General features: G+C 60.0%; 12 protein-coding genes. All 12 read right to left on the bottom strand.

What is annotated here, in order from left to right; translation table 11 throughout:
• Positions 1-26: 26 nt before the first annotated feature.
• The 12 genes from ACA061_RS07430 to fliT all read right to left on the bottom strand — a co-directional run bounded on the left by ACA061_RS07430 (position 27) and on the right by fliT (position 12,745).
• Positions 27-1,730, bottom strand: a complete 1,704-nt coding sequence (locus ACA061_RS07430) for an ATP-binding SpoIIE family protein phosphatase (protein ID WP_150618511.1) — start codon at positions 1,728-1,730, stop codon at positions 27-29.
• A 5-nt stretch (positions 1,731-1,735) separates the two neighbouring features.
• Positions 1,736-2,041, bottom strand: coding sequence for an STAS domain-containing protein (locus ACA061_RS07425; protein WP_150618510.1), 306 nt, complete (start codon positions 2,039-2,041; stop codon positions 1,736-1,738).
• A gap of 156 nt (positions 2,042-2,197) precedes the next feature.
• A complete protein-coding gene (fliJ, locus tag ACA061_RS07420) occupies positions 2,198-2,647 on the bottom strand; it encodes a flagellar export protein FliJ (RefSeq protein ID WP_115147823.1) in 450 nt (149 codons plus the stop codon).
• A gap of 6 nt (positions 2,648-2,653) precedes the next feature.
• The gene (gene fliI / locus ACA061_RS07415) at positions 2,654-4,012 is read right to left on the bottom strand and encodes a flagellar protein export ATPase FliI (protein WP_042558221.1); all 1,359 of its coding nucleotides are present in this window, start codon (positions 4,010-4,012) and stop codon (positions 2,654-2,656) included.
• Positions 4,002-4,808 carry a flagellar assembly protein FliH gene (gene fliH, locus ACA061_RS07410; RefSeq protein WP_210700847.1) on the bottom strand — a complete coding sequence of 269 codons (807 nt, stop codon included), beginning with the start codon at positions 4,806-4,808 and terminating at the stop codon, positions 4,002-4,004. Before fliH ends, fliI begins: the two co-directional genes overlap by 11 nt.
• A gap of 4 nt (positions 4,809-4,812) precedes the next feature.
• Positions 4,813-5,832, bottom strand: coding sequence for a flagellar motor switch protein FliG (gene fliG / locus ACA061_RS07405; protein ID WP_016984305.1), 1,020 nt, complete (start codon positions 5,830-5,832; stop codon positions 4,813-4,815).
• Entirely contained in the window at positions 5,825-7,612 is a 1,788-nt protein-coding gene (fliF, locus tag ACA061_RS07400) for a flagellar basal-body MS-ring/collar protein FliF (protein ID WP_150602919.1), read from the bottom strand. The genes fliG and fliF overlap by 8 nt, the downstream gene beginning before the upstream one ends.
• Before the next feature lie 15 nt (positions 7,613-7,627).
• Positions 7,628-7,957 (bottom strand): flagellar hook-basal body complex protein FliE, encoded by a 330-nt coding sequence (gene fliE / locus ACA061_RS07395; protein WP_150602920.1) that lies wholly within the window; start codon positions 7,955-7,957, stop codon positions 7,628-7,630.
• A 127-nt stretch (positions 7,958-8,084) separates the two neighbouring features.
• Positions 8,085-9,476 (bottom strand): sigma-54-dependent response regulator transcription factor FleR, encoded by a 1,392-nt coding sequence (gene fleR / locus ACA061_RS07390; protein WP_150618507.1) that lies wholly within the window; start codon positions 9,474-9,476, stop codon positions 8,085-8,087.
• 5 nt (positions 9,477-9,481) lie between these two features.
• Positions 9,482-10,690: a sensor histidine kinase gene (locus ACA061_RS07385; RefSeq protein ID WP_150602922.1), complete on the bottom strand. Its 1,209-nt coding sequence runs from the start codon at positions 10,688-10,690 to the stop codon at positions 9,482-9,484.
• Positions 10,691-10,800: 110 nt separating this feature from the next.
• Positions 10,801-12,276 (bottom strand): sigma-54 dependent transcriptional regulator, encoded by a 1,476-nt coding sequence (locus tag ACA061_RS07380; RefSeq protein ID WP_150602923.1) that lies wholly within the window; start codon positions 12,274-12,276, stop codon positions 10,801-10,803.
• 172 nt (positions 12,277-12,448) lie between these two features.
• A complete protein-coding gene (fliT, locus tag ACA061_RS07375) occupies positions 12,449-12,745 on the bottom strand; it encodes a flagellar protein FliT (protein WP_042558214.1) in 297 nt (98 codons plus the stop codon).
• Between the last annotated feature and the right edge of the window lie 3 nt (positions 12,746-12,748).

Genomic DNA, 12,748 nt, shown 5'->3' with positions numbered 1-12,748 from the left:
CACTCCTTGATCAAGAATTGCGCCGATTATGCCTCAACCTCCCAGAAAAACTCCACGTGAGCACTACGACCTTCGTCCGACCAACTGGCGTTGCGCCCCAATTGACGGACTACGCTGACACCACGCCCCGACAAACGGACACCGTCCAGCGGTCGCTCCATCACCCGCGCCACATCAAATCCCTTGCCGCTGTCGTCGACACGAATGACCAGACAGCCACCTGTGCCTTGCGGTCTGACTTGCAAATGCACACGCACATAGCCGTCCTGCAAGACCTCCAGACGCGCGTTGCGCTGTTCATAATAGCGGGCGAAGCCTGCGGCATCGCGCTTGAGGCTGGAATCGAGCCCCAACACCCCGTGCTCCAACGCATTGGAATACAACTCCGCGAGCACGCTGTACAACGCGCCGCTTTGCGTGCGCAGGCCGTGCACTTCCAGAAGCAACTGCAGCAGGTAGGGCAACGGGTTGTAACGCCTGAGCGTAGCGCCGCGGAATTCGAAGCTCACCGACCAGTCCAGCGGGCTCAATTGGCCACTGTCCGAATACACCGGCGCCGGCGGATTAACCTGCGCAGGCTCCAGCAGACTGACCTCGACCATGCTGACATCGTCACGAGCCTCGCCGCGAAAATCCCGCAGTGCCCGCTCAATGTCCTCGAACAGCCGATCCGGCTCACGATTGGCGGCGAATACTTGCTGTAGGCGCTCGACGCCGAACAACTGGTCGCTGGCATCGCTGGTATCGATCACCCCGTCGGACAACAGGAAGACCCGATCACCGACGGCCATCGGATGCACTTGCGTACCGCCATCAAATGCTTGCGGGCTGAGCACACCCAGCGGCAGATGCCGTGCGGCCAACGGTATGCGTTCGCCACTGGCAATCCGGTGCAGATAGCCGTCCGGCATGCCGCCGTTCCACACCTCGACCGAGCGCCGTTGAAAGCTCAGGGACAGCAGCGTCGCGCAGCAAAACATGTCGACCGGCAAAATGCGTTTGAGCTTGGCATTCATCTCTCGCAGGGTTTCGGACAAGCCGTAACCCTTGGCTGTCATGCCATAAAACACTTCCGCCAGCGGCATGGCCCCCACCGCAGCCGGCAAGCCGTGCCCGGTAAAATCGCCGAGCAGCACATGCATGTCACCCGCTGGCGTGTACGCCGCCAGCAACAAATCACCGTTGAACAGCGCGTAGGGAGATTGCAGATAGCGGATGTTCGGCGCACTCAAGCAACCGGAATGCGCGACCTTATCGAATACCGCTTTGGCAACACGTTGCTCATTAAGCAGGTAGTCGTGATGTTTGGCGATCAGGTCGCGCTGTTGCAGCACCGTGGCCTGCAAGCGGCGCAAGCGATCCATCGCCTTGATTTTGGCGGCAAGGATCACCTGGTTGTAGGGCTTCGCCAGAAAGTCGTCGCCGCCAGCCTCCAGACAGCGAGCCAGCGCTTCACTTTCGGTGAGCGAGGTCAGAAAGATGATCGGTACCAACGTTTCCCCGGCCAGTGCCTTGATCTGCCGCGCGGCTTCGAAGCCATCCATCACCGGCATCATCGCGTCCATCAGCACCAGACTCGGTTGCTGGCGACGGAAGATTTCGACGGCTTCGCTACCGTTGGCCGCCGTCAATACTTCATGGCCCTGACGACGGACGATGGTCGACAGCAGCAGCCGATCGGCAGCGCTGTCTTCGGCGATCAGGATTATCAGCGGCTCTTGGGCCTGCATGGCCGTCAACTGATGTCGAACAGTTTGTCGAAGTTGGAGATGGCGAGGATTTTGCGCACGTCGGAGTTGCTGTTGACCACGCGAATATCGGATTCATCGCCACCGGCGTGATCGCGCAGCAGAAGCAGCATGCCCAGCGCAGAACTATCGAGGTAAGTGGCTTCTTTCAGGTCGACGACGAAGGACTCAGGCTTTTGATTGAGTCGCTCGTAGGACTCGCGAAATTCCTGATGACGACCGAAATCGAATCGTCCTTTGACTGAAATCGTTGCCTTGTGACCATCGGGAGAGACTTCTGTAACGACTGACATTGACTGGCTTCCTTGTCATTAACAAACGTCTACAAGGTTTAGCACTTGGACAGGGTTGGGGCAAGGCGCAGAGCGAAGTCAAAAGATCGCAGCGTGCCGCAGCTCCTACAGGGGTCAGTGTAGGCGCTACCGAAGGCTGCGATCTTTTTATCTTGTTTAAAACGGATCATGCCGTGGCAAACGCTGGGACAACTCATCCAGCAACTTCTGCTCGCGCTTGTCTTCCAGGCGTTGCGCTTCTTCGCGATACCGCTGGACCAGTTTGCGCAGGCCTTCGACCTTGGCGAACGCCTTCTGCCATTCGTCACGCGCCTTGTCGAGATTGTTCTGGTGCCAGACCAGGCTCTGGCGCTGCTGATCAACGGCCGTGTCGAGTTGCGCAAGAAACCCCTGAAAGCCGAGCAGCCATTGCCCGCTCACGCCCGTGCTGCCGCGTACGATCCACTGCTCGGAGTAATCCAGACGAAAGGCGTTCAGGTCGGCGAGTTTGCTTTCAGCGACCTTGACCTGGCCTTGAAAGTAACCCATGCGCTGCACGGCGGTTTTCTCGGCCTTCTCGGCCATGTCTACCACCGGCGCCAGGCGCGCGGCTCGGCTGACGGCCATGAGCGGTTACCCGCCCGCCGCAGGAGCGAACAGGGTTTCGAGATATGCCTGGCTTTCGCCCATGTTGATTTTGTCGTTCAGGCCCTGACGCTGATACCTGACCAACTGCGCTTGCAGGGAAATCGCCAGGTCGGTCTCGCGGTCGCCACCGGCAACGTAGGCACCGACGCTGATCAGGTCGCGACTCTGCTGATAACGCGACCACAGCTGCTTGAAATACTGCGCACGCTGCATATGCTCCGCCGAGACCACCGCCGGCATTACCCGGCTGATCGACGCTTCGATATCGATGGCCGGGTAGTGCCCTTCCTCGGCCAGACGCCGCGACAGCACGATGTGACCGTCGAGCACGCCCCGCGCCGAGTCGGCAATCGGGTCCTGCTGGTCATCGCCTTCGGACAATACGGTGTAGAACGCAGTGATCGAACCCCCGCCCTTCTCCGCATTACCGGCGCGCTCCACCAGTTTCGGCAGTTTGGCGAATACCGACGGCGGATAACCCTTGGTCGCAGGCGGCTCGCCGATGGCCAAGGCGATTTCCCGCTGGGCCTGAGCGAAACGGGTCAGCGAATCCATCAGCAACAGGACATTCTTGCCCTTGTCGCGAAAATACTCGGCGATACGTGTGCAGTACATCGCCGCGCGCAAACGCATCAGCGGCGCATCGTCCGCCGGCGAGGCAACCACCACCGAGCGCTGAAGGCCTTCTTCACCGAGGCTGTGCTCGATGAATTCCTTCACTTCCCGCCCCCGCTCACCGATCAGGCCGACGACGATAATGTCGGCCTCGGTGAAGCGCGTCATCATGCCCAGCAATACCGATTTACCGACACCGGTACCGGCGAACAGCCCCAGACGCTGGCCACGACCGACCGTCAGCAAACCGTTGATGCAACGGATGCCGACGTCCAGCGGTTCGCTGATCGGGTCACGGTTGAGCGGGTTGATCGTCGGGCCGTCCATCGGTACCCAGTCTTCGGCTTTCATGCCGCCCTTGCCGTCCAGCGCACGACCAGCGCCATCGAGCACACGACCGAGCATGCTCATGCCCATCGGCAGGCGACCGGTATCGGCCAACGGCACCACGCGGGCGCCCGGCGCAATACCGGCAACACTGCCGACCGGCATCAGAAAGACTTTGCTGCCGGAGAAACCCATGACTTCCGCTTCCACCTGCGAGGGGTGATAGCTGTCGTCGTTGATCACCAGGCAGCGCGTGCCCATGGCGGCGCGCAGGCCTTCGGCTTCCAGCGTGAGGCCGACCATGCGCAGCAGGCGACCTTCAAGAATCGGCGCGCCGGCAATTTCGGTGGCTTCGGCGTAAGTGCTCAGGCGCTTGGCGAAACTGGTGCGTTCAAGGCGCATCGTCGGCGTCCGCGAGCGGCTCGTCAGTCACGGTAGCCGGTTTGACGTCTTCGGCAATGTCCAGAGCCAAGTCCGGTTCAGCCGGGTGCAGGGCCTGTTCGTGCAACTGATCGAACAGTTTGTCCATGACCTGCGTCACACGCGATTCAATGCTCGCATCGATGCGGCTGTGCGCCGTCTCAACCCGGCATCCGCCCGGCATCAACGCTTCGTCTTCGACAATGCGCCAGCTTTCTTCGTGACGTTCGCGCAGGGCTTTGGCCTGTTCGAAGTCCTGCGGATTGACGAACAGACGGACATTGTCGACACCCAGCGGCAACAGCTTGAGGGCGTCGCGCATGACGTGTTCGATCTGGCTCGAATCGATGGCCAGTTCGCGCTTGATCACCTGTCTGGTGATGTGCTGAACGAGATCAACCAACGATTTTTCGATCTGCGTGTCTTGCTCGGCGATGGGCTCGAACAAGTTCGCCATCAATTGCTCAAGGCTGGCCAGTTTCGCCGCCAAGGCGACTTCGGCCTCTTGGCGCACCTTCAGCGTGGTGCTGTGAAAACCTTCTTTTTCGCCGGTCGCGAAGCCTTCGTTATAGGCCTCCTGACGGATGCTTTCGAGTTCTTCCAGGGTCAGTGGCTGGACTTCTTCCAGCGGCACTTCTTCCATTTCCGGCGGTTCGGGCTCGGGCTCAGGCTCGGGTTCCGGTTTTGGCGGATCGAAGCTGGGCATCGCCCAGGACTCGAAACCGCGGACATCGCGGGCACGGATCAGATCCGTCACATCGTCGTCGTGCTTGTCCATGGGCTTAGATCATTTCCTCGCCGCCCTTGCCACCGAGCACGATTTCTCCGGCTTCGGCCATACGGCGGGCGATGGTGAGGATTTCCTTCTGCGCGGTTTCGACGTCGCTGACGCGCACCGGGCCTTTGGCCTCGAGGTCGTCGCGCAACAGTTCGGCGGCACGTTTGGACATGTTCTTGAAGATCTTCTCTTTGACGCCTTCGTCCGAACCCTTGAGGGCCAGTACCAGCACGTCGGAGGACACTTCGCGCAGCAGCGCCTGAATGCCACGGTCGTCGACATCGGCAAGGTTGTTGAACACGAACATGAGGTCTTCGATCTGACCGGACAGGTCTTCGTCGACTTCGCGGATCGAGTCCATGAGCTGGCCTTCGATCGAGCTGTCGAGGAAGTTCATGATGTCGGCCGCACGCTTGATGCCACCGAGGGTGGTGCGCGAGGCATTCGAGTTGCCGGAGAACTGCTTCTCGAGAATCTGGTTGAGTTCTTTCAATGCCGCCGGTTGCACAGTGTTCAACGACGAGACGCGCAGGATGATGTCCAGACGCACCTTGTGGTCGAAGTTGCCGAGCACTTCACCGGCCTGATCCGGGTCGAGGTACGCGACCACGATCGCTTGAATCTGCGGGTGTTCGTAACGGATCACGTCGGCAACGGCGCGCGGCTCCATCCATTTCAGGCTGTCGAGGCCGCTGGTGTTGCCACCGAGCAGGATGCGGTCGATCAGGCCGTTGGCCTTGTCTTCGCCCAGTGCCTGGGTGAGCATTTTGCGCACGTAGTCGTCGGAGCCGACGCCCAGGCTGGTCTGATCGCCGACGATGTCGACGAACTCGCTCATGACCTGTTCGACCTGCTCACGATGGACGTTGCCCATCTGGGCCATGGCCACACCCACACGCTGAACCTCTTTGGGGCCCATGTGGCGCAGCACTTGCGCAGCATCGGTCGAACCCAGGGACAGCAGCAGAATCGCCGCTTTGTCGACCTTGGTCAGCTTGAGGGTTGCGGCTCGGTTATCACTCATCTGCGTTAATCCACTCTTTCACGACCTGAGCCACACGGCCCGGATCTTCAGCCACCAGGCTCTTGATTGCATTCAGTTGCGCGTCATAACCCTCGCTCGGGCTCGGCAACAGAATGCTCTGCGGACCACCGAGGCTCACGCGGTCGTTGGACAGTTCGCCGTCCAGGCCGCCCATGCCTCCGAGTTCCACGTCGCTGCCCAAACCGGCCAGCTCCTTGCCTTTGCCGCCGCCGGTAATGTTGTTGAGCACCGGACGCAGCACACCAAACACCAGCACCAGAATGAACAACACACCCAGCACTTGTTTGACGATGTCCCAGAACCATGGCTGGGAGTAGAACGGAATTTCGGCAAACACTTCACCGCGCTCGGCGGAGAACGGCATGTTGATCACGCTGACGCTGTCGCCACGGCTGGCATCGAAGCCGACCGCGTCTTGCACCAGACGCGTGAAGCGGCCCAGTTCGTCGGCGGTCCACGGCGCGCGGGTGGTTTCACCGTTGGCCGCATTGACCTTGACCTGATCGTCGACCACCACCGACACCGACAGGCGATTCAGGCGACCCTGCTGCTGTTTGGTGTGGCTGATGGAACGATCGAGTTCGAAGTTCTTGGTGGATTGTTGACGCTTGTCTGCCGGGTACGGCGCGAGCATCGGCTGGCCGGTGGCCGGATCCATGATCTGCTGGCCGTTGGCGTCAACCAATGGCTGACCTGGCTGCACCATGGCGGCCGGAGCGGCTGCACCTGCGGTGGTTTGCGGCGCCGAAGCCGGCGACGGCGGCTGGTTGCTCAAGGCTCCCGGCACACCTTGCGGGCCATTGCTGGCGGTGCGTTGTTCGTTGACCGACTGCTCGCTGCGCAACGCCGGTTGATCCGGGTTGAACTGTTCGGCAGTCGACTCGACAGCGTTGAAATCGATATCGGCCGAGACCTCAGCCTTGTAGCGATCGTTGCCCAGCACCGGTTGCAGAATGTTGTGGACGCGCTGGGTCAGCATGCTTTCCATGCGGCGGCTGTAATCGAACTGCTTGCCGGCCATGGTCATTTCGGAGTTTTCCGCCTGATCAGAGAGCAGGTTGCCCTTCTGGTCGACGACGGTGATCTGCGATTTGCTCAACTCGGGAACGGAAGTCGCCACCAGATTGATGATCGCCACTACCTGACCCGGCTCCAGCGAACGACCGGAATACAGCTCGACCAGAACCGAAGCACTTGGCTTGCGCTCATCGCGCACGAATACCGAACTCTTCGGAATCGCCAGGTGCACGCGGGCACCCTTGACGTTATTCAGGCTGGAAATGGTTCGTGCCAGCTCACCTTCAAGGCCGCGACGATAACGGGTCGCTTCCATGAACTGGCTGGTACCCAGCCCCTGTTCCTTGTCGAGGATTTCATAACCGATGTTGCCGTCGCTGGGAGTGACACCAGCGGCTGCGAGCTTGAGCCGCGCACGGGACAAGTCATCGGCCTTGACCAGCAAGGCACCGGAGCTCGGTTCGACGTTGTAAGGGATGTCGGCTGCGGCCAGGGTTTCCATGACCTGCTTGGCGTCCAGGCCGGCAAGGCTGCCATACAACGGACGGTAATCCGGCTGCTGCGACCACAGCACCACGGCAAAGCCAATCGCCACGCTCGCAGCCAGGCCGACCAACAGGCCCACCTGACGCAGCATGGTCATCTCGGAGAGGTTTTCCAGGAAGGACAGGCCGAACAACGGCGGTTTGCCGTCTATCGGGGTGGCCTTGGCCGGAACGTTATCGGCGACTGCTTCTGCCATGACTCAATCTCGTCCTTATACCGGCATCTGCATGATGTCTTGATAGGCCTGAACCAGTTTGTTGCGCACCTGGGTCAGAGCCTGGAACGACACGCTGGCTTTTTGCGAAGCGATCATCACGTCCGTCAGATCGACGCCGCTTTTGCCCACTTCAAAAGCATTGGCCAACTGAGTCGACGCCTGCTGGGTATTGCTGACTTTGTTGATCGCCTGACCGAGCATGTCGGAAAAGCTGCTGCCCGACAGTTCAGGGACAGCGGTCGTCGATTTCGGCGCAGACATGGCGTCTATTTTCATAGCCTTCATGTCCATCATCAACCGATTGAATTCAATACCTTGGCTCATGGTCTACTCTCTTGGGCGGCCCGCAATTTTTTGACACTCACTCGGCGGGTACACAGGTATTAGCAACAAGGGTGCCAGCTCAAGGCCGGCCCTTTCAGAAAAGCGTTTTCAAACATTGCGCCAGCGATCAAGTGGCGAACAGATAACCTTCGACGTCCATCCCGGCATCGCGCATTTGCGCCAGCTTGTAGCGCAGGGTGCGCGGGCTGATGCCGAGTTTTTCCGCCGCTTCCTTGCGGCGGCCGCGCTCGCTGCGCAGGGTGTCGATGATCATCTGAAACTCCCGGCGGCGCAGGTCATCACCCAAGGCACCGGCCGAATCCGCATCGATCTCGACTTCACGAATCACCGCAGGCGTCGGCACTGACACAGGCAATGCAGCAAACATCACCGGCCCTGCCAGGCAGAAATCCTGCGGCTGGATCACGCCGCCCTGCTGCAGGATCAATGCACGCTGAATCGCGTTATCCAGCTCACGCACGTTGCCCGGCCACGGGTACGCGGTCAGACACGCTTGCGCCTCAGGCGAAAGTTTCGCCGCTGCATGCTTCATTTTATTGACGTGTTTGGCCAGCAACCGCTCAGCCAGCGGCAAGATATCGGCAGTGCGCTCGCGAAGTGGACGCCACGCCAGGGGAAAAACCGACAGACGGTAAAAAAGATCTTCACGGAAACGCCCCGCCGCCACTTCTGCAGCCAGATCACGGTTGGTCGTGGCGACCACACGGATATCCAGGGTAATGGGCTTGCGCCCGCCGACCCGTTCGACTTCACGCTCTTGCAACACTCGCAGCAGCTTGGCTTGCAGGCCGAGAGGCATTTCGGAAATTTCGTCGAGCAGAATGGTGCCACCGTCCGCCTGCTCAAACTTGCCCGGCTGCGCAGCAATGGCGCCGGTGAACGAACCTTTCTCGTGACCGAACAACGTGGCTTCGAGCATGTTGTCGGGGATCGCGGCGCAATTGATTGCGATAAACGGTTGAGTGGCACGATGGGATTGCTGGTGAATGTAGCGCGCCAGCACTTCCTTGCCGGTACCGGACTCACCGGAGATCAGCACCGTGGAATCACTGCGCGCTACTCGCGCCGACAACTCCAGAAGCTGGGCACTGGCCGGCTCGACTGCAATCGGGCCTTCGACGTCAGTTGCTCCGATGCTGCCCAGCGCATGTCGCGACACCAGATCGAGCAAGGCTTTGGGCTCGAACGGCTTGACCAGATAATCCGCCGCCCCCTGACGCATTGCATCGACGGCACGCTCGACGGCGCCGTGGGCAGTCATCAGCAACACCGGCAATTGTGGCTGACGCGCACGCAGCAGCGAGAGCAATTGATGACCATCCATACCGGGCATGTTGACGTCGCTGATCACCAGACTGAACGCTTCGCGCGCCACCGCCGTCAACGCTTCTTCAGCGCTGCCGACCGCGTGAAAATCATGGCCGGCCAACAGCAGCGTATCGGCCAGCGCCTCGCGCAACGAACGGTCATCCTCAACCAGCAACACCTTGATGCCCATGTCTTTTACTCAGCTCCTTGTACAGCGCAAAACAGCGGCAGGATCACCTGCGCGCACGTGCCGCGCCCGACTCGCGAGCGCAGCTGCAATTCTCCCTGATGGGCTCGCGCCACCGCTTTGACCACGGTCAGGCCCAGGCCAGTGCCGGTGACCTTCGTGGTAAAAAATGGCTCGCCGAGTCGCGCCAGAACCGCAGGTTCGATTCCGCTGCCGGAATCGCTGACGCATAGCCGCAGGGTGTTGTCGCGGGTGTAGCAATGCACTTTCAGCCGCACCTCGCCGGCGCTGGCCTGAATCGCGTTTTCGATCAGATTCAAAAGCGCGCCGACCAGCGTGTCACGATTGCACAGCAACTCGCCGGCATGGCTGTCGCACTGCCAGCGAATCGGCAGGTCCTGTACGTGGGTCAGGGCCGCAGCTTGCAGCGCCTGCATCAAGGCATTGGGTGTGAGGCGATCCGTCAGCGGCAATTCGCCGCGAGCGAACACCAACATGTCGCGCACCTGATGCTCCAGCTCGTGCAGGCGCTCTTTAAGGCGCCCGGCAAAACGTTGCTGAGTGGCGACCGGCAGCTCCTGCTCAGTCAAATGACTGGCATAAAGCAAAGCGGCGGACAATGGCGTGCGGATCTGATGAGCCAGCGAGGCCACCATTCGTCCCAGCGAGGACAGGCGTTCGTGGCGCGCCAGTTGATCTTGCAGATGACGGGTTTCTGTCAGGTCGTTGAGCAACACCAATTGCCCAGGCTCGGCATCCAGCGAACGCGTGGCAATCGACAGGCGTCGACCGTTCTTCAAGGAGATTTCGTGACCGTCGTCTTCACGCGGGGCGAAGCAGCGAGCGATGACATGGCGCCACAACTCGCCCTCCAGCGGCAGACCGAGCAAGTCGATGGCGGCGGGATTGGCTTCGCGCACGATGCCATGACCGTCAATCACGATGACGCCACCAGGCAACAGATCAAGGAGGTTTTGCAGACGGTTGGCCAGACGTTCTTTTTCCGCCAGCTCCTGCATGCGCTGGGCACTGACCACAGCCAGTTCACCCTTGAGCTCGGTGACCCGCGCTTCAAGCATGCTGTAGGAGTCAGTCAGTTGGCTCGACATCTGATTAAACAGTTCGAATGCCTGCTCAAGGCCCTGGCGACTTGCCTGCTCTACGGACGAAGGTTGCCCCTCGGGATTGGAGGCAGAGATCTGGGCGGCTTGGGGCATTGTGCTCTCTCGCTTGGCTGACCGTCAGTTAAACGGAACGTTGCGAGGGATGTAGCAATACCCGTGCCTAAAAAAAACTGCTTATAAATGAAGCAGTTGAAAAACAGGCGTCAATCCTCCGCCTGTTCGTCACCGTCGCGCCGGCTCATGCCGTACTTGCGCATCTTCTCCACCAGCGTGGTACGGCGAATGCGCAAGCGCTCTGCCGCGCGTGCCACAATGCCATTGGCATCGTCCAGCGCCTGCTGAATCAGGCCTTGCTCCAGGCCACCGAGGTAGTCCTTCAGGTCCAGGCCTTCCGGCGGCAACATGGCATTGGCGGAGAAGTCCGGCGTATGACCGTTGATTGCCACGCGCTCTTCGAGATCGCTGCGCAGGCTGTCGACCAATTGCTCGTCTTCGTCGTCGACGTAGCGGAATTTCTTCGGCAACTCGACCACGCCGATCACCCCGTACGGATGCATGATCGCCATGCGCTCCACCAGGTTGGCCAGTTCGCGGACGTTGCCCGGCCAGCCGTGACGGCACAGCGACATGATTGCCGCCGAGTTGAAACGGATCGACCCGCGCTTTTCGTGTTCCATGCGCGAGATCAGTTCGTTCATCAGCAGCGGGATGTCTTCGACACGCTCGCGCAGCGGCGCCATCTCGATCGGGAACACGTTCAAGCGGTAGTAGAGATCTTCGCGGAATGTGCCGATCTCGATCATGCTTTCGAGATTCTTGTGGGTCGCGGCGATGATGCGCACGTCGACGCTCTGGGTCTTGTTGCTACCCACACGTTCGAAGGTGCGCTCTTGCAGCACGCGCAGCAGTTTGACCTGCATCGGCAGCGGCATGTCGCCAATTTCGTCGAGGAACAGCGTACCGCCGTTGGCCAGTTCGAAGCGCCCTGCTCGGCTGGTGATGGCGCCAGTGAAGGCGCCCTTCTCGTGGCCGAACAGTTCGCTTTCCAGCAATTCCGCCGGGATCGCCCCGCAGTTGACAGGTACGAATGGCCCGTCGCGGCGCTTGGAGTGGTAATGCAGGTTGCGCGCAACTACTTCCTTGCCGGTGCCGGACTCGCCGAGGATCAGCACGCTGGCGTCGGTGTCGGCCACTTGCTGCATCATCTGGCGCACGTGCTGAATCGCCCGGCTGGTGCCGACGAGGCTGCGGAACAGATTGGGTTCGCGATGACGGCCACGCTCGCGGGCCTGGTCGTACATCTCGCGATAGACCTGGGCACGGTGCAGGGAGTCGAGCAATTTGCTGTAGCTGGGCGGCATTTCGAGGGTCGAAAGCACTCGGCGACGCTGGTCTTCAGGCAAGTCAATGGAAGAATTATCGCCCATTAACAAAACCGGAAGGAACTCATCCCAGGTTGAGAGTGTCTTTAGCAAGCCCAAAAGCGCGCCAGGAGCATTTACAGTCCCGATCAGTACGCAAATGACCTCACGACTAGACGACAAAGAGCCGACTGCCTGCTGCCAGTCATGGCTGCCGCAGGGTAAATTTTCTTCGCCGAGAAAATTTAGAATCACCGCCAGGTCGCGGCGGCGAACGCTATCGTCATCGATCAGCAGAATTTTGGTTTCACGCCACATGCAATAGCAACTTCCCTAGTCAACTCAATGCCCGAAAAATGGGGCAAGCGACACGCTTGCAGGACACCATGTGCCTGTAGACGCCTGAAATCTGAAAACAGCCACTAGTTAAGTCAAAAAACCGTGCACAGTCAAATTTATGGCGCACATGTCTGGATTAACTGGAGGTTAATTAGCCAAACAGATGGTAAACCTTTGCCGCCTTCTGCGCTTGGGTGATCTGCGACATCTCGTTGGCTATCGCTTGCCGCTCACCCATGGCCACCTCAAGAAGCTCCTTGTAGACATGGAGCAACTCCTCAAGGTTGTCGCGCAACGCGACCTCATCCATCGAAGCCTCACTCAAGACGTCTTCCATGCAGGAACGGCAAGCCAGATCCAGCTCGCCAATGGCTTCCCAGTTGCGCTCGGCCAAGGCACTGACCAATGCTTCACGGGTATCGGCAATTCGCTGCAATACAAGACTCATGGT

The sequence above is a fragment of the Pseudomonas sp. LBUM1668 genome (assembly GCF_059695715.1).
The sequence above is the reverse complement of the archived record's forward strand: the minus strand, read 5'-3'. Positions and strand labels throughout refer to the sequence as shown.